The organism is Roseibacillus ishigakijimensis, assembly GCF_016595415.1.
Taxonomy (GTDB): Bacteria; Verrucomicrobiota; Verrucomicrobiia; order Verrucomicrobiales; family Akkermansiaceae; genus Roseibacillus; species Roseibacillus ishigakijimensis.
In genome coordinates, this window is record NZ_JAENIO010000001.1 from 136,540 (window position 1) to 159,839 (window position 23,300).

9 protein-coding genes are annotated in these 23,300 nt (G+C 55.5%); 6 read left to right on the forward strand and 3 right to left on the reverse strand.

The features are described from left to right. Positions 1-22 precede the first annotated feature (22 nt). Genes ribD through JIN78_RS00580 form a run of 3 tightly spaced genes read left to right on the forward strand, consistent with a single transcriptional unit; the run spans position 23 to position 4,474 of the window. Complete coding sequence (gene ribD, locus JIN78_RS00570; RefSeq protein WP_267906983.1) at positions 23-1,078, forward strand: bifunctional diaminohydroxyphosphoribosylaminopyrimidine deaminase/5-amino-6-(5-phosphoribosylamino)uracil reductase RibD; 1,056 nt, start codon at positions 23-25, stop codon at positions 1,076-1,078. 23 nt (positions 1,079-1,101) lie between these two features. Then, positions 1,102-3,240: a prolyl oligopeptidase family serine peptidase gene (locus JIN78_RS00575; protein WP_200389971.1), complete on the forward strand. Its 2,139-nt coding sequence runs from the start codon at positions 1,102-1,104 to the stop codon at positions 3,238-3,240. A gap of 7 nt (positions 3,241-3,247) precedes the next feature. Then, the gene (locus tag JIN78_RS00580) at positions 3,248-4,474 is read left to right on the forward strand and encodes a hypothetical protein (RefSeq protein ID WP_200389972.1); all 1,227 of its coding nucleotides are present in this window, start codon (positions 3,248-3,250) and stop codon (positions 4,472-4,474) included. On the opposite strand, the gene JIN78_RS00585 is transcribed toward JIN78_RS00580, so the two are convergent. The 3 genes from JIN78_RS00585 to JIN78_RS00595 are packed head-to-tail and all read right to left on the reverse strand — an operon-like array spanning position 4,461 to position 10,205. Beyond that, the gene (locus JIN78_RS00585; RefSeq protein WP_200389973.1) at positions 4,461-7,151 is read right to left on the reverse strand and encodes a CHAT domain-containing protein; all 2,691 of its coding nucleotides are present in this window, start codon (positions 7,149-7,151) and stop codon (positions 4,461-4,463) included. The genes JIN78_RS00580 and JIN78_RS00585 overlap by 14 nt on opposite strands. A 19-nt stretch (positions 7,152-7,170) precedes the next feature. Next, complete coding sequence (locus tag JIN78_RS00590) at positions 7,171-7,482, reverse strand: (2Fe-2S) ferredoxin domain-containing protein (RefSeq protein WP_234037686.1); 312 nt, start codon at positions 7,480-7,482, stop codon at positions 7,171-7,173. A gap of 26 nt (positions 7,483-7,508) precedes the next feature. Next, positions 7,509-10,205 (reverse strand): MGH1-like glycoside hydrolase domain-containing protein, encoded by a 2,697-nt coding sequence (locus tag JIN78_RS00595; RefSeq protein ID WP_200389975.1) that lies wholly within the window; start codon positions 10,203-10,205, stop codon positions 7,509-7,511. Between the two features lie 102 nt (positions 10,206-10,307). Between JIN78_RS00595 and JIN78_RS00600 the strand changes: the two genes are divergently transcribed. The 3 genes from JIN78_RS00600 (at position 10,308) to JIN78_RS00610 (ending at position 23,292) form a co-directional block, all read left to right on the forward strand. Further along, positions 10,308-11,390: an MlaD family protein gene (locus tag JIN78_RS00600; RefSeq protein ID WP_200389976.1), complete on the forward strand. Its 1,083-nt coding sequence runs from the start codon at positions 10,308-10,310 to the stop codon at positions 11,388-11,390. Between the two features lie 916 nt (positions 11,391-12,306). Continuing rightward, positions 12,307-22,524 (forward strand): right-handed parallel beta-helix repeat-containing protein, encoded by a 10,218-nt coding sequence (locus JIN78_RS00605; protein ID WP_200389977.1) that lies wholly within the window; start codon positions 12,307-12,309, stop codon positions 22,522-22,524. Between the two features lie 51 nt (positions 22,525-22,575). Continuing rightward, on the forward strand, positions 22,576-23,292 hold the full coding sequence (locus JIN78_RS00610; protein ID WP_200389978.1) for a PEP-CTERM sorting domain-containing protein: 717 nt from the start codon (positions 22,576-22,578) through the stop codon (positions 23,290-23,292). The last annotated feature ends 8 nt before the right edge of the window (positions 23,293-23,300 follow it).

The following is a 23,300-nucleotide window of genomic DNA, read 5'->3' on the forward strand; positions in this document are numbered from 1 at the left end:
GAGTAGTTCTTCACAATCGGATTTGATGGCCCAGGCAATCGTCGAGGGAAGCAAAGGGGTGGGCTTGACCGCGCCCAATCCCTCCGTTGGCGCAGTGGTGGTTCGCGAAGGAAAAATCGTTGCCCGTGGGTTTCACCGAGGCGTTGGTCAGCCTCATGCCGAGATCGAGGCCATTGCGGATGCGGACCGCAAAGGGGTCAATCTGAAGGAATGCGAAATTTTTATCACTTTGGAGCCGTGTTCAAGCTACGGTCGCACTCCACCTTGCACGGCAGCGCTCATCGCAAACGGCTTTCGGCGTGTTGTTTGGGCTGCTGACGATCCCAACCCCAACCATAGTGGTCGGGCTTGGGAAATTCTTCGAGACGCTGGAATCGAAGTGGACAGGGGTCTACTTGCAGAAGAAGCGGCTTATCTTCATCGTGCTTTTTTCAAAGTTCAGCGAAAAGGTCTCCCTTGGTTGATTGTGAAGACCGCGATGAGCCTTGATGGTCGACTGACCCGCCCGCCGGGTGAAGGACAATGGTTGACCTCGCCTTCAGCCCGCGAGGATGTTCAGAAGCTTCGGGGGGAAGCCGATGCCATTCTCACTAGTGGAGAAACAGCTCGCTCGGACAATCCCCGTCTCAATTATCGCGGACCCAGAGCGGAAAAAAAACAGCTCAAGCGAGTCGTCCTCACGCGTATTCCCGAGGCGGGTTTATCTGCGGGTGCTCACCTTCTCAATCCCACTGAGTCTGGTCCGACCCGTTTTGAGGGGGGTGACATTGAGCAAATTTTGCGCAATCTTGCGCAAGAAGGAATCCAGACCATCCTGGTAGAGGCGGGAGGTCGTCTGGTCGGAGATTTATTGAAACTGGGGCTGGTCGATGAATGGGTCGCTTACTATGCCCCTCTTGTCTCGGGAGGACCGGTGCCTTCGGTAGGCGGGGGTCAGGAGTCTCATCTTCCGCGACCTCTGAGCTTGAAAAACCTGGTCTATGAACAAGTGGGGCCAGATCTGAAAGTGAGAGGGTTGATTGGACCGCAGTTGCTCAAAAAATCGGAATCTTTGCGGAGAAAAGGAGAGACAGAGTAGCAAATCACTTTATTATAACCGAGATGAGAAATGCAATTTTTGCCACGATTTCCGCAGGAGTCTTGAGTGCGGAAGCCAGCAAGTGGGTTTATCCAGAATCGTTTCCAGAAGAGCTTGTTGAGACCATTCATGGAGTTGAGGTGGGCGATCCCTATCGATGGTTGGAGGATTTTAATACGGAAAAAGCGGCTCGCTGGGCTCAGGAGCAGAATGCGTTGACGGATTCGTTTTTAAGCACGGTGGAAGGGACTGAGGAAATCAGCGCGCATTTGACCGAACTGTGGAATTATGAGCGCTATGGATTGCCCTATCGCGAGGGTGGTCGTTACTTTTTCTCTAAAAACGACGGTCTCCAGAATCAATCGGTTCTTTATACCTGTTCTGATCTGAAGGAGGAACCTCGTGTTCTTCTGGATCCGAACCAGCTTTCTGAAGATGGCACGGTCGCCTTGAGCGGCTATTCCGTTTCTCCCAATGGCGACTATCTGGCTTATGCGATTTCGAAAGCTGGTTCGGACTGGAAAGAATGGAAGGTGCGCCAGGTGAGCACCGGCGAAGATTTGGAGGACCATCTCGAGTGGTCAAAATTCTCCGGAGCTTCCTGGAGCAAAGATAGCAAAGGGTTTTATTACGGTCGATTCGAGCAACCGGAAGAGGGTGACGAATTCACCGCTAAAAATACCAATAAGAAAATCTATTATCATCGTTTGGGAGAGAAACAAGAAAGCGACCAATTGGTGTATGAGCGTCCTGACCATCCTCTCTGGGGGTTAAATGTGGGTGTTACTGACGATGGGCGCTTTCTTATTTATTCCATTACTCAGGGGACGGATACCAAGAATGGTCTTTTTTATCAGGATCTCACTCAAGAGGATTCGGAAGTTATCGAGTTGCTTGCTGACTTTGATGCCTCTTATCGATATGTTACTCATGACGAGAAAACCTTGTATATTCAGACCGATTGGCAGGCTCCCAAGCAACAGTTGATCGCAGTCGACTTGCATGAGCCGGAGCGCGAAAACTGGCGAACCGTCATTCCAGAGGGAGAAGCGACTCTGCGAGCGGTCAATTATGTCGGGGGTGTCCTCTTTGCAAAATATATGAAAGATGCTCACAGTCAGGTTGTTCGATATGGCCTTGACGGAAAGAGCCTGGGAGAGGTGGCTCTCCCGGGCTTGGGTAGTGTGGGTGGGTTTGGCGGGGAAGCTGATAGTGAGGAGACCTTTTATTCCTACTCTTCCTTCACCAGTCCCGGCACGATCTATCGTTATGAGATCGCGAGTGGAAAATCTGAGGTCTTCCGCCAAGCCGAGGTGAAGTTCGATCCTGAAAATTACGAAACCAAGCAAGTTTTCTTTTCTTCCAAAGATGGCACCAAGGTGCCGCTTTTCATCGTGCACCGGAAGGATGTCCTCCTCAATGGGAAGAATCCGACTCTTCTCTATGGCTATGGCGGGTTTAATATTTCACTCACACCGGGATATTCTCCGGTTTTAATGACTTGGCTTGATATGGGTGGAGTCTATGTCACTGCCAATCTGAGAGGGGGCGGGGAATATGGCGAAGATTGGCATCAGGCAGGTATGCTTGACCAGAAACAGAACGTTTTCGATGACTTCATTGGTGCGGCTGAATATCTGATTGCCGAAAAATATACGAGTTCTGATAAGCTGGCGATTTCCGGGGGATCCAATGGTGGCCTCCTCGTGGGAGCTTGTCTCGTGCAACGTCCCGATCTCTTTGGAGCCTGTCTTCCCTCGGTGGGCGTGATGGACATGCTTCGCTTTCACAAGTTCACCATTGGTTGGGCTTGGCAGGCCGAGTATGGCTCTCCTGACAAGGCGGAGGATTTCAAAGTCCTGCGAGCCTATTCTCCGTATCACAATTTGCGTAAAGGGGAGTCCTATCCCGCCACCATGGTGATGACTTCCGATCATGATGATCGGGTGGTTCCTTCGCACTCTTACAAGTTCGCTGCCGCCTTGCAGGCCGCCAATGAAGGACCCAATCCGATGTTGATTCGAATCGAAACCAAATCGGGCCACGGCGCCGGGACACCCACCAGCAAGCGTATCGAGCAGGCAACTGATAAATTCGCCTTCCTATCCAAAGCTCTCGATTTTCCTATAAAAGTAAAAACAGCCGGGCGTAGCAACGGTTGAAACGCCGATGAAGCCTTCCCTGCGCACTGCTCTTCTGTTGGCCGCCTTTGCGGTTGCCGTGCTACTTGCTACCAAGGTGGGCGCGCAAGTTGAGCTTTGCCCGGGGATGCCCAACGGGCCGTTGATTTCCAATCCGGCAGAGGCCAGTTGTGTCTACGATGCCTCTAGTCATTCGGCAGTGGTGACCTTTAATCAAGCCACGGTGCTGGAGTGGCCGCAGCTACGACAGGGTGCGGAGAGCGAAATGACCTTCACCTTTCCCACGGCCGTCTCCAATGCCACTGTGCTCAATCGGTTGGGTCGACTATCGAATGGCCAAATGCATCGTCTTGACGGCACTTTGCGATCCAATGGGCGGGTCATTTTCTTGAGTCCCCACGCCGGACTTTCTCTTGCTGGCGATTTGCAGGCGAGAGAATTCGTGGCGGTGGCAAGTGGCGTCAGCGCGAGCGGGATAGACGGTCTCCTTGCGGGTGATACCGAAGTGGTCTTCGAGCCTTCAGGAGGGACCCAGGGTGGTGGCCAACTTTTGACAGTCTCCAATGCCCGAATCGAGGCGACCGGGGGCGATGTGGTTCTGGGAGCGGCGAGGGGGGTCATCATCAGCAACACCGTATCGAGGCCGTCGCTGATTGTCTCGCAGGAGGCGACCCGGATCTTTGCCGGTGATGGCATGCGCTACGATCCGACCATTAGTGGTGGCGAGCAACTCTCCCCTGTGGTGGGCAGCCGGGCCAGCGTAGTTAGTCATAGTGGCCGCATCACGGCAGGCACGGATGTGGAGATTCGTGGTAGCGAGAGCAGTGAGCTGCTCATCACGGGTCCTATTTCGGCAGGGGAAGGAGGGCGGATTTTCCTGAGAGTGAGCGAGGGACGCATTGATTTGAATCCGCAGGCTACGCTGGCGGGAACTCTGGAGTCGACCGGAAGCTTTTCTTCTTTGCTTCTGGAGGGGAGCTCCGGAGATACGCCGGGTGCGAGCAACCCGGCGACCAGTCTCTTTCCTTCTTTGCGGAAAGAGGGCGCCACCGATCGGAGTGGCGGTCGCACCAAGGCAATCAAAGTGCATCGCGGCGCACCCGTGGTGGCGAATGCGGGCTTCCGGCGGGAAGAGCAAGCAAGGGGCAATCGAGAACGCGTGCGGGCCGCAGCGGAAGGGCAGCGTCGGCAGACTCTGGTGCAGCGCTCGGGCTTTTTTGGCCTTCGTCGCAGTGAGAAACCTACCCAACGCTAGTAGCCTTCCCTTTCCGCTTGCGGGCGGAAACGAGGCCAAGGATCCCGGCGAAGATGAGCAGGGCACCAAGGGTCCAAGGATGAGGTGTTCGGCTGGGGGGCGGGTTCGTGCTCGTTTGCAGACTGGTGAGCTCTTTGAGGTTCACTTCGTCGGCTGGGATCAAGGCTGGCAGGGGGCCCTGATGGGTCATGAGGAAAGGCCCGTAGCGGAGGACGGCTTCTTCAAGCCCGGCATCCGAGTTGCTCTTGTCGATGGACTGGCGTAGGAGGTGAGTTTGCAGTCGCCAGAGATTTTGATTGGGATTGGGATGAAGTCGGCTTAGTTCGTAAAAATCCCTCATAAAGTGAGCAGTCGAGAGGTCGGGAACTTGCCAGAGGGTCATCAGCACGCTGCGGGCACCGGCAAGCATGAAGGCGCGGCGGAGACCCAGCACGCCCTCCCCGGTGAGAGGAAGTCCGCGACCGGTATGGCAAGCCGAGAGGGTGACGAGGTGGGTGTCACCGAGGGGCAGCCGGGCAATGTCGGCCGGGTAGAGTTGCTGCTTGTGACTCAAATGAAGGCCGGAGCTCTGGAGAATCTCGGGCTGGGCATCGAAGTCGCCTCGAAAATGAGCTCCTTCTTTTTCCCCCTGATAAAAGGCGTGGGTCGCCAGGTGAAGAACCGTCCCCGGCGAATGCTGCTTCAGGAGGATTGCCAAGGGATCCCTTGGATCGAGGGCGGTGATGCTTCCCTTGGGGGCGAGTTTGCTGATCTCGGCCAGTTCTTCCGCCACTGAGGGCAAATCCGAGAGGGGATGATTATCCGGCATCTCGGGGGAGGAGAATTGGGAAAGACCAAGCAGGGTCCAAGGGCCGGCGAAGAGATCGAGGGGAAGATGCGCCTCCGAGAGCGCACGCCGGGAGCTGACAAAGAGAACCTGAGGGTAGACTTCGCCTAGAAGTTTTCCCTTGGCATCAAGTAAACTGTTGTAGGGAAGGAAGTGCAAGGCCCCATCCGGGCAGAGAAAAAGGGTCTCGGTGCCTGCAGGTAGCCGGGTGAGGGCAGGAGCAAGAAATCGCTGGTGGATTTGCTTGAGGACTGCCTCCAGCCGTATCGGCGGGGCTTGGGAGGGGGAACCGCCGAGGATGACGCTGCGGTGATTCAAGCGGGCGGTCAGGGCCTTGAGCCATCGATTAAGAGTCTGCTCGCTAGCCAGTTCGCAAAAGTGAATCTCGCTCTGGGTTTCAATAATTGCTCCGTAATGATAGTGCCACTGCCCGTTCTGTGGCTTGCGGTAGCGGATGAAATCAATGAAGGCTGCTGAAGGAGCCAGGGCGTGTGCTTCTGCGGTGTCAATCTGTGTTTCGGCATTTTCCCTCGATATCAAGCTATCCTGCAGAAGACCTTTGTTGGCCGCGAGAAGACGGTGCAAGCGGCGGGCGTTGCCCCGGCAAGCGGGGAGGGAATAGAGGTCGAATTGAGAAAGAAAATTCAGCCGTTCTCTTTCGCTTCCGTGATTGAGCAGGTGCTGGAGGGCGGCTTCCGCTTGTTCGCAGGCGATTGCGGTGGCTTGGCGGGCTTCTTCTTCCCATCCGGCCAAGTGGGCGTTCCAAGCGAGATTTTGCAACCATTCGGCGCGTTGCTGATGTCCGTGCGCCAGGCCCTTCATCTCGTTTTCAATGGCCTGCAGAGCCGATTCCATCTCCTGGCGGGCGAGTTCATGATTGTGCTGAAGCATGGCCGCAAAGCCGATGTTGTGGTGGTAGCTGGCCAGGGCGGGGTGGTGGCGGGGAAAGTAGGGGCCGAGGAGGGCGAGGGCCTCGCGGAAAGTGGCTTCCGCTGCCTCGGGATCATTGGCGAGCTCGAATTCTCCCGCCTTGTTGAGAATTTCCGCTTCCGCTCGGGCCCGGGTGTAGCTTTCAGGCTGCTGCCGAATGAGGGTGAGAGCGGTGATGAGCGAGTCTTGCGCCGCGCCTTCTTCCCCGGCCCGGTGTTGGCTGAGTGCGAGCAGATCGTAGAAGGGAGCGAGATTCAGCCCTTCCACTTTTTGGCCGAAGGCGATCGCTTGCTGGGAATGCTCGCTTGCGCGGTGGTAGTTCCGGATGGTGAGGAGATAGCGCGCTAAATGGTGGTGCCGTAATGCCCGCAGTTCGACCTCGTCAACGGGGGTGGCTGCCAGGGCGCGGGTTAATCGGGACCCAGCTTCTTGATACTTGCCCGCCGAGAGGAGTGTGAGAGCGAGGTGATCCGCAGTGATGCTTTCCCAATAGGCGGCCTCCTCACTGGGCACCTGCTGCCAATAGTGGAGGGACGAGCGGAAGGCGGCTTCAGCCTCTCCCAAGGCGCCGCTTTCCTGACAAGCTTGCCCAAGCAGATCGGCGAGGCGCGCACGCAGTTTTAACTCGATATCAAGGGAATTGGCTTCGCGGAGGGCCTGCTCGAGGACTTGGCAAGCGAGACCGGATTGTCCATCCGCGAGGAGGGCCATCCCTTGGGCGAGGCGGGTGCGGGCGAGTTCCTCATTGTCATCCGCACTTCGCTTGGCGAGGGAGAGAAGTTCGCTTTCCCGGTGGCGGAGCTCTGCGATGGCTTCCTGGTAGCGGCCGGTGGCGAAGAGCTCACTCGGGCTCGGTGCGGCCGTCGCCGGACAAAGGGCGAGGAGCAAGGAAGCGAGGACGAGAATGGAAGGCAATCTCACGGCAGGGTGGAAATGAGCCTCACGGCTCGTGCGGAGGAGAGATGCGCAGATCTTCCACCGGCTTTCCGCCGAGTAGGTGTTCCTGAATGATACGCTCGAGATTATCCGGATGACAATGACGATACCACACGTCGTCGGGATAGACGACTGCGACGGGTCCTTCCACACAGACGCGGAGACAGTCAGCCTTGCTGCGGCGGATTTCTTGGCTCGGCTGGGGGAGCTGGAGTTCACCCAACCGCTTTTTCAGATAGTTCCAGGCAGCTTCCCCCTCCGGGGGTTGGCAGCATTTTCCTTTTGTGGGCAGGGCACAGAGGAAGATGTGCCGCATGTTGGATTGGGGCAATGGGCTTTGCTTTAGAGGTCCTTTTTCCATTCGTCTTGACAGCTTGCCAGCTTCTCGCGTCGCTCGCGCACAAGGCGAACGACGAGGGAAGTCCAGCCGGTTTGATGGGAGGCACCAAGGCCTTCACCGGTTTCGCCATGGAAGTATTCGTAGAAAAGAACAAGCTCTTTCCAATGTTCGTCCTCCTTGTAACGGGGATCATCGCCATTACAGGGGCGGCGGCCGTTTTCATCAGGCAGAAAGAGGGAGATGAGTCGATCGCAGAGGTCAATGGCAACCTCCCGCAAGGTCGCGCTTTGGCCGGATCCGGTCGGATACTCCACTTGGAGAGAGTCACCGTAGAAGTAGTAGTAGCGTTCAAGAGCTTCGATAATGAGGAAGTTTGTCGGGAACCAGATAGGCCCTCGCCAGTTGGAATTGCCGCCAAACATGCCACTGTCCGATTCGCCCGGAACGTAGCTTACCGTGTTTTTCTTGCCCTGGTGCTCGAAGACAAATGGACTGTGGCCATGGGCTTTGCTCAGAGAGCGGATGCCGTAGTCGGAAAGAAATTCCTGCGGATCGAGGAGACGCTTGAGGGTCTTGAGGAAGCGATCTTCGGGAGGAATGGCCAAGAGCACGCGGTTGGGATTCTTCTCCCCTTCCGCCCGTCGCACGTTGATGTATTTGAGCAATTCCGGCTGATTGGTGAGAAACCAGTCCATCCGTCTGCGGAATCCGGGCAGGGCATCGATGGTCTTTTGCTTCAGCACGGTGACCCCGATCATGGGTAGGAGACCGACTAGCGAGCGAATTTTCATCGGGATGGGCTTGTCGTCTCCCACGATGAGGTTGTCGTAGTAGAAACCGTCTTCCTCATCCCACAATCCGCTTCCTCCCAACGAGTTCATCGCATCTGTGATACTTACGAAGTGTTCCAGGAATTTGGAAGCGATGTCTTCATAGGGCGGCCGGGTGGGGGCCAGCTCCAGGGCCATGGCGAGCATGGTCAGGCAGTAGGAGCCCATCCAAGCGGTGCCGTCGGCCTGCTGGAGGACGGAGCCGCTGGGCAAGCTGTGTGAGCGATCAAAAACCCCGATATTGTCGAGGCCAAGAAAGCCTCCGCCGAAGACGTGGCGCCCCCCCACGTCCTTGCGGTTGACCCACCAGGTGAAATTGATGAGGAGCTTTTGAAAACACCGTTCGAGGAAGTCGAGGTCTCGTTGTCCCTTCCGATCAGCGATTTTATACACCCGCCAGACCGCCCAAGCGTGCACGGGGGGATTGACGTCTGAGAAGTTCCACTCGTAGGCGGGGAGCTGACCATTGGGATGCATATACCATTCCCGCAGGAGCAAAAGCAGCTGGTGCTTGGTAAAGCCCGGGTCGAGAACGGCGAAGGGAATCATGTGGAAGGCGGTGTCCCAGGCGGCAAACCAAGGGTATTCCCACTTGTCGGGCATGGAGAGGATGTCGCGCGCGAAGAAATGCGACCAATCCGAATTTCGCCCGGCCAATCTTTCGTAGGGTGGGGGAGGGCCATCGCGATCTCCCTTCAACCAGTCCTTGATAACGTAGTAGAAAAACTGCTTGGTCCAGAGAAGTCCGGCGTAGCCTTGTCGGCACATGTTTTCCTCTGCGGCCGAGAGATTACGAGGAATGACCTCCTGGTAAAATTCGTTCGCCTCCGCGATGCGTTCGGCAAAGGTTTCCTCAAAATGGTCCAATTCCTGAAAACCATTGTCCTCCTTCAGTTCGTGCAGCCGACAATGAACCACCACGGTTTCCCCGGGGGCGATGAGCAGCTTGAAGTGCGCGGTGGCCTTCGTTCCCTTTTCCTCCGGATTGATGGCATCGACTTCCTGATTGATGAGGTGGCGATGAAAGGCATCTTTGACATAGGGGCTGGGACCCGGGGTCTTGAAGACGCGTGGATAATTGGTCTCGTTCTCGGTAAAGAGCCAAGCCGTCTCGCTGCAGGCTTGGTCGGCCAAAGAAGCGTAAAAGCGGAATTTCCCCAGATTGCCATGCTGGGCTTCCAAGCCCGCCCCCTTGCGCCGAATATCCGGTCGCCGCACTGGTTCTTCGTATTCGTTGCCCCACTTCCAAGTGTTCCGGAACCAGAGATGGGGAAGGAGGTGGATTTCCGCGGTTTCGGGGCCCCGGTTGGTGAGGGAGATCTTCCACAGGAGGTCTTGGGGTGAGCGCTTGGCGACTTCTTGCAAGACGTCAAAGTAGCGCCCGTCTTGGAAGGCCCCGGTATCAGCCAGCTCTAACTCCCGATCGAGATAGCCTCGCTTGCCGTTTTCATCCCGCAATTTGACGTAGGGAAACTTCGCCTGTGGGTATTTGTAGAGAGCCTTGGTGTAGGAGTGTGTGGGCGTGGAATCCAGGTAGTAATAGCATTCTTTAACGTCCTCGCCATGATTCCCCTCCGGCCCAGTCAGTCCAAAAAGCCTTTCCTTCAAGATATCGTCCTGGCCATTCCAGAGTGCGGGGGAAAAGCAGAGCCGGCACTGGCGATCGCACCACCCCTGCAAGCCGTCTTCACCCCAGCGATAGGCCCGGCTGCGGGCGTGGTCGTGGGGAAAGGCACCCCAACTATTCCCGTCGGCCGAGTAGTCCTCCCGCACGGTGCCCCATTGCCGCTCACTCAAGTAAGGGCCCCACCGCCGCCAGTTTTTCTCCCGAGCCGCCTCCTCAGCCAATCTAGTCCGTTCCTGAATCATAACTGATGGCTTGGCTTTTAGCAGGATCCAGCCCAATCGGCGAGCGATACCTCTGCAGAAACTCCCGGAGGAGGGTCAACGGATTGACACCCCGGTTCCACTGTGAGATCGTCGCTCATGGCTGCCGCGCAACCGCGAACCGCCACTTTGGTGGGACTTTTTATCTTCATTGGTCTGGTCGTGCTCGCCTGGCTCATCCTCCTCGTGGGTCGCTTCGAGAATCGATACGAAGAGACTTACACCATCAGGGTTGAGCTCGCCGATGCCAGCGGCGTCGTCAAGGGCACCCCGGTCAAGCTTGCTGGCGTGCGCATCGGATCCGTCGTGGGCCCTCCCCGGCTGCATTCCGTCTCACCACCTCGAGTCATCGTGCCGGTTGGTATTGATTCCAGCCGCAACTTGCCAGTGGATGCCCGCTTTCGGGTGCAAAGCGCCACCGTCCTAGGGGACAAACTTCTGACCGTGACCATTCCGCCTTCCCCGGCAGCCCGCAATCTAAAGGATGGCGACCTCGTGGAAGGAGGAGGGCAAGCTGGTCTGGAGGCCATCACCAATGATGCCCTGGCGGTTGTCCACGAAACCCGCACCCTCGTTACCGAGGCCCAGAGCAGTTTACAGAGTTTCGACAGTGCGGTGGGTGAGATTCGTGGCGTCACCCGGCGTCTGGGAGAAACCGTTGATACCGTCAATCGTGAGCTCTTGAACGAAGCGAATATCCGTTCTATCAGTTTCACTATCAGCCATGTCGAAGATGCCTCGTTGGGCATTCGCAATGCCAGTGCCGAGTTCCAGCCCGTCTTGGCTGCGGTCCGGGAAGCGGTCAATCGGGTCAGTGCCCTCGCCCAGACGGCCGAAAACACCTTTAGCGAAATCGATCAGCAGCTGACTCAGGTCGGCCCGGCCATAGAAGAAGTGCCCGCAACCATGAGGTCGCTGCGGAGAGCGGCTGACCAAGCGGGGGAAGCGGTGGTGCAGGCCGAGAAAACCTTCGCCAAAGCAGGAGACACCCTCGATACCCTCACTGGGGAAGAAGGCCTGGTCGGGGCTCTCACCCAGGATGCCGAGGTCTCAACCGACACCAAGTCCTTTATCCGCAACCTTCGCCGTCACGGTATCCTGGGCTACAAGGACGAAGAAACCCCGGCCGATGATCCACGTGAACGCTATCAGGGACGCCGCCGGTAAAAACTGGCCCGCCCGCCAATTCTCTAACAGCCAATTTGGTGCAATAACTTTTCAGCTATTTCTACTTGCTATTTGTTTAATCTAATGTAACACGGGCTCGTAATTAGCTGTTTTCAGCCAATTACGTTGGGATCAAGTAGCAAAATGGCCTTCCTCCGACTGGGGGGTTGGAGGAAGGCCGACTTGAGTCCGACCACTCTTGATGGAGCGAATAGGAAGCTCCGTTGGCAAGGCACTGAATTCTTCAGGGTGTGCCTTGGAAAGAATGCCCCGTCAATTCGTGCGCAGGGAAGAGATTCACAGGAGGAGTCGACGAGGATAGAATCGGCTTTGATTGAGTAAAGTAAACAGACTCCGGCAGGATTTCTGGCTTCCCTTTTCAAACTGCTCGCAGCCCCTCCTTGTGATCCATTTCATCCAAGTGAGGCCTCTAGGGGTAGTACGGAATGCTGGCATGGTGGTGATTAGTGGCCAAGAAGTGGTGCTTCTCACTTTCTATCAGATAAAGAAGATAGAAAGAAAGTCACTGACTGGATTTCTAATGGCACCCCATCGTCCGAGAGCACGATCATTTCACTCGTAGGTGAGGAGAGTGCTTCCCGGTTCCAACTCCTTCTTGAAACTGTCTTAAATAGACATTACTATATATTTAATGATATATCAAAAAAGGCGACAATGCCCTTGGTGATTGCCGGAAAAAATGGAGATGATGGGAGGGGTTATTTGTGTCTTATTTTCAGAGGTTTAAGAAATACGTAACTTATAGTTTTTCGTGAAAAGATAAGAGTTTTCCTGTGTTTGTGATTGACTAAATTGAAGAGTTGGACCTTTAGTGAAAGTAACGATACGCAAACAACAACGCTTACCAATGAAGACTTTTCTTTCCTTCCTTCAGTCGCCGCGAGTTGCTTCTCCTATGGCTGGATTTCTAATGTCAGGTATTCTTCCGGCGGAGGTTATCCGCGTTCCGTTGGATCAGACAACACTTCCGGCGGCCATTTCCGCTGCTGGGCCGGGCGATCGTATTGAACTTGCGAATGGAACTTATTCCCTGTCAGGAACGCTAAATATCAATAAATCATTAACGATTGTCGGGGAAAGTGAGTCCGGAGTCATCATTGATGCTTCGGGAAACGGAGCCAGCTGGGGAATCAAAGTGCAGGCGGATGACGTCACTCTCGACACCTTTACAATGAGACCTCCTCTCGTGCCTGGTTCAGTGGGGACAAGCGGAGGGGGAGGGTATGCTATCCATGCTCAATTCGATGCGGGTATCCCGCAAGCGCATAAGAATTTGACTCTGGCCAATATCACGATTCGGGACGGGAACCGGAGTTCTTTCGATGTCAACGGCTATGATGGGGTGACCTTGACGAATCTGACCGCGACCGGAAATGCCGTTGGCAACGGCATTCAGGTCTCTGGTTGCACTGACGTCATTATGACCGGCTGCGAGGTGTCCGGGAATGCTTGGGGAGCGATTGCGGTTTATGTTTCAAAGCCTGGGCAGCTGAATCGGCCTAGCAGCAATGTGGTATTTGACTTTACGGCCAATCCCGATTTGGAGGGAATCTTTTATATTGAGGATCAGGATGGCCTTACGAATAGCGGGATCGCGGTGGATGGAGCCAGTCATAAGGTAGTTGGCAAGGGGTCAACGACCCAACACCTTTTCTTGAATACGGGCGACGAAGACGATGCTTTTGCCCTCATGGATGCGATCGAGGCTCGCTTTCCCACCAGCCTGGCCGCCTATGACCTGGCAACCGGCCATCTCATTGTCAATCCGGCAGGAGAAGCAGGGGTGATTCAGGCTGCTATCGATGCCGCTGAAGAGGGAGACGTCATCGCTCTGCCTGCGGGAATTTTCACGGAGGAATTGGTTATCGACAAAAGAATCTCATTGAGGGGTGCCTTGGCGGGAAAATCGGCAGGGATTGTGACCGACAGTCTTTGGAATGATGAGCAAAACAGGACAATTTTGGATGGTGGAATCATCGTTAGGGCAGCTCAGGCCGGTGTCGATGGAATCGATATTCGCAACGGGCGTGGCTACGGCTCGCGAAAAGTGGGTATCGCGGTTGAGGCCGAGCGGGTTTCCATTCGGAACGTATTCATCTCCGATGTTTATGTCGCTTCCGAATCGAACTACGATGGCCTGGTTACGACCCCGAGCACGAACCACTTGCTTTTCGCTGACTCTACTGTCCTAAGCTGCTGGCGTCCGATTTATCTGAACCCTGGTGATGGCCATGTGGTTGCTGGAAACTTTTTGGAGGGACCAAGTGGCTCAGGGGTTGGAATTGGCTCGGACGGACTTAGCAGCTTTTCCCTGGTGAGCAACCGCATCACGGGATTTACCGAAGGCTGGGGCAGCAGTGCGGTCGGCCAGAATGTGCGGGCGAGAAACAATGATCTGGACGGAAACTTCATCGCGGTTGGCCAATATTCCGGCGATCCCATTGATGCTCGGGAGAATCTTTGGGATAAGCCTACTGGCCCGGATGAGAACGATGTCTTGGGATCCGTGGACGCGGCCGATCACTACACGACGGCGAGCCAGGTAACCAATCAACCGATAACTAACTCCCGTACTGGCGTCGCTTATTCTCTCATCCAGGACGCACACAATGCGGCGGCTCCGGGCGATACCATCCTCGTGGGCGATGGCACGTATGTAGAGGATCTGTTGCTTAGCAAACAAGTATCCTTGCAGGGCTCCGGGCCTGATACGTGCATTCTGTCCGGTGCCATTGGCGGAGGCCAGGCCACGGTGCGCATCGAGACCTCGGAGGTCTCCGTCAGCGGATTGACCATCACCCGCGAAGGAAACAATCCCACCGATTGGAACGACAGCAGTCTCAATTTGGCCGGCATTGCTATCCAAGGCCAAGGTTTCACTGGCATTGCCGTCCACGACAACCGAATCACCGGAAACCGGACCGGCATCGACTTGAACAATACGAGTGGGCACACCATCCGCAACAACGTCATCGACAACAATCATACCGGGACCATTCTCCGTAATCAGACCGATGACCTCCTGGTGACGGAGAACTTTATCACCAACAACCGCACGGTGGGTATCCTCTTCCTCGATGCCAGCGGTGGAAGCAATTCCCCCTTGCAGCAGGCTCAAAATGCCAACTTCTCAAACAACGATATCAGCGGCAACTGGTATGGGCAGGTCGTCGACCGACAGGCCGGAGGTTCTCTCCCCGCACCTGGTGGAAACCTCAAGAACTTTGCTAACAACTGGTTCGGCACAACCAATCCGTCCTTCACCAACAGTAATAGCGGCGAACCCGGCTATGCCGTTCTCATTCCTGTTGCTTACGGAGGAAGCGCCGAGGCCCCTGCTTCCTCGCAGCCTGATTTCGCGGGTCCGGCTTCAGCGAACCTTACCATTGTTCCGCTTTTCACTGATGGAACCGATACCGATATCGATTCTGGCAATGGCTGGGGCATTTACGGATTTCAAGGGGAAGCCACTTCCGTGGGAACCCCAGTTTACAACGTCACACAAGACACCCATCATGCGACCCTGGAGCGAGCGATCGCGGCGGCAGTTGCCGGGGATGAACTTGCCCTTTCGGGCACCTTCACCCTCTCAACCACCGTCACCCTCGACAAGGAACTGGTCTTGAATGGAGATCACGACAACGAGGGAACCAACGCCCTCATCACCGGCACTGCCGATGCCCTTTTTCACTTCGGGGCGGGCTCGGATAGTTCGGAAATCAAAAACCTTGACTTCGATGCCACCGGAGTCACCGCCCTCTCCTTTGAGCCCAACCTCTCTGGCTTGAGCATCACCGACTCGACCTTTGCCAATCTCACTGCACCGGCAACCTTTCCTCAGGGCGTGATTGCCACCGTGAGCACAAATGACACCTCCAACACCAATGGCTGGATGGTCGAAAACGGAGCATTCGTCACCTTCACCGGAAACACTTGGGGCAGTGGCAACACTGCTGACATCACCCTCCTCGCCCCTGCCAGTTCATCTGATGCTATCCACTATGGGGCCCCCTACGACACGCCAGGTCTTTTTCCGCAAGAAGGATCCCTCGTTGCGCTTGCTCAGGCCAATGATGGGGCGAATATCGTCGATCAGCGGGGTATTGTTTCACTCAATCTGACCCAGAGTCGCGGCTATACGACCATCCAGAATGCCATTGATGAAACCGACTCTGCGGACACCGTCGAGGTTTATCCCGGAACTTATGTCGAGAACGTCGTTACCACCGTTCCCGTTACCCTACGCCAGGCGACGGGGACCATGGGTGTCGTTACCATCGCCCCTGCTACGGGTATAGGCGTGGATCTCGCAGATGGTATTGATGCGGCCACCCGCAGCATACTTCAAGATGTGACGATCCAAGGTCCTGGAAGCTCCGGGATCAGTGCCGGCTCATTTGTGACCGTCGCCAATGTTACTTCTTCCGGCTTCACCTATGGGATTAATATTCGGGAGGGACAAGACGTCTGTCTCGAGAATAGCCGTTTTGATCAGAACACAAGCGCCGGGCTTAAGATCCCATCGACCGTTAGCCTGACCGGCCTGAAGATCGGGGGCTGCAACTTCGACAACAATCAGTTTGGCTTCTACGCTGATGCCAATAAGTCTGCCGAACCCGACCTTGGCGACGTCTTGATCTCAGGCAGCAGTTTCAGCGACAACAGTGAGAAGGGCATCTACTTGGAGCGCCTCAGCAACGCTGTTTTTTCTGGTTTGCAAATTGTGGGCAATGGCCAGGGCAACACCGCATATCCGGGAATGGGTATTGACCTGAACCTGAAGTGGAAGGCTTATAGCAACATCACTATCAAGGACACCTTCTTCAGCGGAAATGGATTTGACAACGATCCCGTCAACTACAACCCGCAGGGTGCTCTGGGTATCAAGGCCCGGGACGACGGCCCAAACTATGGTTCCAAGTCTGCGTCCATTGACAACCTCACCATTATAAACAATGTCTTCGAAGACAATGGTATGGGTCTCACCCTCGGCGAGCCCGGACAAGATAATCCTACCCCCACCACCCTCACTATCGTTTACAACAAGTTCCTCGGGGACCAAGAGAAGTCTCTTGCCAACCATAATGTATCCCCGGTTGAAGCGGGCCTCAACTATTGGGGAAGTGCTACCGGTCCTGCCGCTGGCACAATAAGCGGTGCCGTTGACATCGCCCCCTTCTACACCTCTTATGACAGCACCAATTGGCCAACCGAGAACGGACTCGAGGGACTCGATGCGCCTGTCGTCAACCTCAGCCAGACAACTTACCACGACACCATTCAGGAAGGGATCGACGCTGCAGTTCCTGGCGATACCCTCCATCTTAAGGGCACTTTTGGGCCCTCCTCCACCATCGAACTCGACAAGCCCCTCACCATCGATGGTGATGGTGATAGCGATGGCAACAAGGCCCTCGTCATCGGCAGCTTCGGAAGCCCAGCCGGTTATTTTCTGCACGCCACCGCCTCCTCGGCTGGCTCGACCCTCAAGAATATCGCTTTTGAAAAGAGCGATAAAAACGGTACCCAAAATCTCATTTACGTGGGAGGCGATGACCTCACTTTTGATGCTCTTAACTTTGACGGCCAATATGAAACCGGCGATGGTGAAGTGAGTCGAGCCTTCGAGGTCGCTGGGGGGGCCACGGGGCTGACCATTTCCCATTCCACCTTCGATAAGCTTCGCCAGCCCGCCTATATCAATCCCGGCGCCGAAGTCGCCGTCACCAACAATTCCACCAAACGCTCCAAGGGATGGGTCATTGGCAATGGCGCGGTCGTTACTTTCTCCGGCAACACCTGGGGTATGGAAAACGATCCCGAAGAAAGCGGCGTCGATACCCGTAACATCACCAGTGCTTCACCCCTTGTCATTACCGACATCGCCTTGCTGGGGTCCAACGCCAACCCTGCCGATCCCGCTGAGGCCCGCTACTATGGTGCCCCTTACGACACCCCTGGTCTCTTCCCCCAGAACGGTTCCCTCGATGCCCTGGTCGCCGCAAACAACGGAGCCAGCATCGACGACCAGCGCGGCATTGTGGCTCTCAATACGACCCAAAGTCTTGGCTACACCACCATTCAATTTGCCATTGATGAAACCATCGCTGGGGACACCGTCGAAGTCTATCCCGGCACCTACGATGAGAACGTGATCACCACCGTTCCGGTTACCCTGCGCAAAGGCACCGGAACGACCGGCGCGGTCATCATTGCGCCTACCTCTGGCAACGGGGTCTTCCTTGCCGACGGCAGCGATGCCATGACCCGGAGCATCCTGCAGGATGTCACCGTGCAGGGCTCGGGTGGCTCAACCCGCGGCATCCAGGCAGGCTCTTTCGCGACCCTCTCCCATGTCATTTCAACCGGAAGCCGCTACGGAGTCGAACTTACCGGAGGGGAGGACCTCGCCATTGAGAACAGCAGCTTTGACAACAATACCAGCAGCGGCCTGAAGATTCCCTCGACCGTGAACGTCACCGGCCTCACTGTTGAGGGCTCGACCTTTGATGGCAACGGGTTCGGATTTTATGCCGATGCCGACAGCGGGGTCCAACCTGACTTGGACGGCGTTGTCATCACTAACAGCAGTTTCAGCAATAACACCAACAAGGGAATTTACACGGAGCGTCTGAGCAATGCCGTTCTTTCCGGCCTGACCATCTCACACAATCTGAGCACCGGCAGTGCGGGTATCAGCATCAGCGTGCTGCACAAGTCCTACGCCAACCTCACCATCAAGGACTCGCTCTTCAGTGGCAACACCGGAGCTGCCCTCGTGGTCAAGGCCTTGGGAGCAGCAACCCTTTCCAACGTGACCATCTGTAACAATGTCTTCGAGGGCACTAATGGAAAGGGACTTGTGATCGGGGAAAATGGCATGGCAAGCCCGGCCCCCTCGGGCTTGCTCATCAAAGACAACAAGTTCTTCGAAAACACGGATAGTTCGCTCGAGAACCACACCGGAACAAGTATTAACGCGGACTTCAACTTCTGGGGCTCGAGCGCGGGTCCCGAAGGCAATGACCTGGTCGGCGACACCATTGGCATCGCCCCCTTCTACACCAACTACGATGGCACCAACTGGCCGACCGTCACCGGACTCTCTGGCCTCGATGCCCCCGTCGTCAACGTCACCGCAATGCCCGATCCCACCTACCATGACACCATCCAGGAAGGGATTGATAGCGCGACGGATGATGACGTTCTTCATCTGAAGGGCACCTTCAATCCCACCTCCACCATCGTTCTCAACAAAAAACTGACTCTTGACGGAGACGGAGATACCACCGGGACCAAGGCCCGCATCGTGGCCAATTCCAGCGCTCCCGCAAGTAATGTGATGCGAGTCCCTGCGGCAAGTGGAGACGGGTCACTCATCCAGAACATCGAATTCGAGCTTGCGGACGACATCTCAAAGAATCTCATCACCATCCAAGGCAGTGACCTGATCTTTACGAACCTCGATTTCTCGGGCCAATGGCTATTCCCATCCAATCGGGTCAGCCGGGCCTTCGAGGTCTCGGGTGGAGTCAGTGGCCTGACCATCTCGGAGTCCACCTTCGACAAGCTCCGCCAGCCCGCCTACCTCAACCCGGGTGCCGAGGTCACGGTTATCAACAATTCCACCAAGCGCACCAAGGGCTGGGTCGTTGACAATGGCGCGGTCGTCACCTTCTCCGGCAACAGCTGGGGCCTGGAAAGTGACCCCGCGCTAGGAGACGCCGACACCCGGAACATCACCGATACCTCCTCCATTCCCTTCACCGTGACGGACATTGCCTTGTTGGGCCATAATTCCGATCCCTCGGTGCCCCGCTACTACGGTGCCCCCTACGATACCGAGGGCGAACTTCCCGAAGAGTCTCTCACCGCTCTGTCTGACCTCAACAATGGCGCCCTCATCGACGACCAGCGTGAAATCAGAGTCATTAATCTGACCGAAACTGACAACAATCTCCGTGGTTCTACTGGAATTCAATTCGCTATCGGTAGAGCCGGTGACAATCATGAGCTGCTTGTTGCTCCGGGGACTTACGAGGAGTTTGTTACCATCGACAAAAGCGGCCTGAAACTCACTTCCGCGGAAGGCAAAGGCATGACCACCATCAGTCCTCCCGCCGGACATCCTGGCACTGCCTTGGGCACCGTGCTGGTCACCCCCAATACCGATGGAGTTCAGCTGGGAGATTTGGATGCGGGCTTCACTATCGTCGGATTCGACGGAGCGAGTTCGGGCATCGAGTCGGCCGCCGTTTACTTCCAGGGCGCGCACGCCGGAGCAACCGTGACTGGCAACTGCCTCGTTGCGGATGGAGACTCAGCCTTCCTTACGGAGTATAATTTCATAAACTCGGACTTCATCCTCTCCCACAACGAATTTACGGGAACGACCTTTACTGGTGGCTCTCCGGGAGGATCTTACGGAGACAGCCAGTGGACCACGGCAAACTACCCCCGCATCCTTGTCGCGGTAAATGGGCCCTTGGCCACGAACGTTAGTTTCACTAACAACGAGATCACCGGAATCGCGGGCAATGGCACCGACCATGGGGCATCGCTGGTGATGTTCTATGACAGCATCGCAGGGCTGACAGTAAGAGAAAACAACTTTGGGGGCATTACCGCTGGGGGCGCAGGCACCGCTTCCCCTCGCAGTTCTCTGGTCCTTCACGGGACAGGAGTGGAGGTAGAAAATAACGTCTTCTCCGCCACCGCTCCAATCGCCTTCCGCACTCTTTCCGCAGTTGACTCCCTCAAGGACAACAGTTTCATCGGAAACAACGCATTCTATACGGTTGCCAATGACTTCGCCGGAGAACTCGATGCCAGTGAAAACCACTGGAACAGTGAGAACGGTCCCACCGATGAGATGAACAAACTCTATGGTGATGTCATCTTTAGTCCTTGGTTTGCCGCCAGCAACGGCCTTCCTGCCCCGGATCTCGAGCTGAGCGATCTCCGGTCCACCCTCGCAAACGATAACATCGACGACATGGAGATCGATTCTCCCGTCGTCGTCTCCGGCTCCTTCCACATCGCCAAAGGTCAGACTATCACCGTCACCCCCGAAGGTTCTCTCACCGTCCCCTCGCTTACCAGTGCGGCCGGAGATGGCGCCCTTGAGGGCGGGAAACTCATCGTGGACCGGGGGTCTCTGACCATTGGCGACCCCTCCGGAACCTCCATCTTGAACGGTTCCTTCATCGTCTTCAATTCCTTTGGTTCCATGGACATCACCGACGACACCACCATCACAAGCACCGGGTTTGGTCTCACTTGGGTTTCAGACATTCATGTTGCGGCTGGAAAGACGGTCACGGTTGAAGGTCTGCTCTCTTGGGATGGTTGCGTGATTGATTCCCAGACTCCCACCAGCCCGTTCAATTTGATTGTGGCAGATGGCGGAAGACTGGTCTTGGCTCGTTCGGAGGTCTCCGATGCTGCCGTGACTATCGACACAGGGGGTGAAGCAGACATCTATGACAACCTCATTCTAGCGGGGTCCACAATCACCGGGAGTCCGGGTTCAGATGCTCATGTCTACCACAATATTATCCCCAACGATCTGGCTCCTTTCCCTGCGGTCCTCATGGGTGATCTGACGACTGCGGAGAGCGGTTGGAGCAATGTTTCGGATCGAATCGACACGCGAAACAATCTCACCCTCGAGTTTCAGCAGCCTGACGATGTCACTCGGACCCTGGAGATGAACGCGGTCACTGGACTCTATGACCTCTACCTGCAGCCGGGAGATGGCTTCAAGGTTGGCCTCGATGTGAGTGCGTTGACCGAAGCGATCGATACCGTCGATGCTAAAATTGCTTACTCTTACTCTCTTCTGGAGCCTTGGAACCCTGCCAACCCAAATCCCGATTACGAGCTCGATGCTCCCTGGGGGAATATGCATGCTGTATCCGAGGACTTGGAGGGCGTGATTGGATTAATCAGTTCAGGGACTGGGCAAAGCTTGGAGTCCAGTAGTCCCACCGCCGAGGATGATCAGGTGGTGCGATATCTTCTCACAGCCAGAAGCGATGCTCCAGACACTGTCTCTGGTATCTTCTTCCGCCCCGATCTCCATGACTCCGCGATTGCAGAGACAGAATTCGACAACCCCGCGAGCACGAACGAATTGTCCCGCCCCAGCGGTGCCAATCCGTCGGAAGCCATTAGATTGACACCCTTCACTGCGAATACTGGACGATTGATCATCGATGGCACCACGCCTGAGGTCGACTATGCGACTGCACCCACGGGGTATCAGGCACAGGCCTCCATAGGTTCTGTTGATGTCTTCGGGTCCGGCGAGCTTGCGGTGAGGGAAGCAGGTGCACCCATCGTGATCCATTTTCTCACTGCTGACAATTTGGCGGGAATTGATGATGAGGATGTCGTGGTTACTGCCACCTCTGGGTCAACGACTTTGACTGCCGATCGGTCTTCCTCCGATTTGGGGATTGATGACGACGACCACACCTTCGATTTGGCTGTTCCTAGTGTGGGAGCACCAAGCGGGACCTATTCTGTGAACGTTGAGGTGCGCGATCGTTCCGGCAATGTGGCGAATTTTCCTCTGGGAACGTTCACACTCACCGACGAGGTTCATGCCACCGTGCAGTTGGATGGCTTCGAGGGTGCTGCCCGGGAAGTGACCTTCAAGGCTACGGATTCCTCAGGTGCTGTCTTAGGGACTTGGGAGGATGTTCTGGTGGACTTTACTGCTGATCCGATGGGTGAAGGAAACTTCGGGATGGTGTCTCTTACAAGCATTCCGGCGGGTACTGTGGCAATCAGTGCAAAGACTGACTGGACTCTGCGCAAGCGCCTTTCGGTTTCACTCACCGATGGCTATGGTTCGATTAGTTTAACCGCAGCTCATGATAATCCTTCTGATAGTCATGATGGCATGCTGACTGCAGGAGACTTCGATGGTGATAATATCGTGAAGGGCACTGATTATACTCTTCTTCGGCACGTTTATAACAAAGTGCTCAATGAAGAAGAAAATATTTTCCCTGAGATTGGAGATATCACCGGTGACGGCGTAACCACGAGAAGTGACTACGATCAGTTTGTGATCAACTATTTTACTGTCGGCGCTCCCGAATAAGCACATCAATCTTCTTTTAAAAACTGTTTGTGGTTCAAATAATAATATTCTATGAAAAGCTCATTCATTTTCTCTGCCTTCATCCTGGCGTCAGCCAACTCGACCGCTTTCGGGGCTTCACCCCTGTGGGACGGCGATGCGACGGCAACTCAACAACATTATCTCTTTACGAATAATGATGATACTGGATTGAGTCCCGATTCCGCCAGCAATCCTTACGGGACCGCGATGGTCGATGTCTTTCACCCGAATCCGTTTGCATCCCATTGGCAAGATCCGGGGGTTGATAGCGATTACTCGGGCCCTCCTTCGACGGCAGATGGGACTTGGGGAATCGGCCCGGATGGGGAGATCTCCGCCAGCGTCCCCTTCACGAACGAAAGCATTGGGACAGGAGAGACTTTCGTGGTCGAATTCTACATCTCGACTATCTGTTATATCGATGACTTGGCAGCCTTTCCCTATTTGGAAATCGTTGACTATTCTGTGATTGGTTTGTCCGAGAGCACGACTCACGTTGAAGACGATGACTCTCTTGCGGGTGGAGACTGGAACGAGAGAGTATGGACGGGTAGGATTGAAGGGGTTACCACCGACATTCTCACTTTCAAATTGGCCACGCCTGATAGCGACGGGTCTTCTCCCCGATTTGATTACTTCGTCGATGATCTGGAGATATTCACTAATTTTACGGTTGTTCCGGAGCCATCTTCCTTTTTCCTCCTAGCGGGGTCAGGGATGATTCTGTTTCTGCGTAGATTGCGCTGATCCCGATT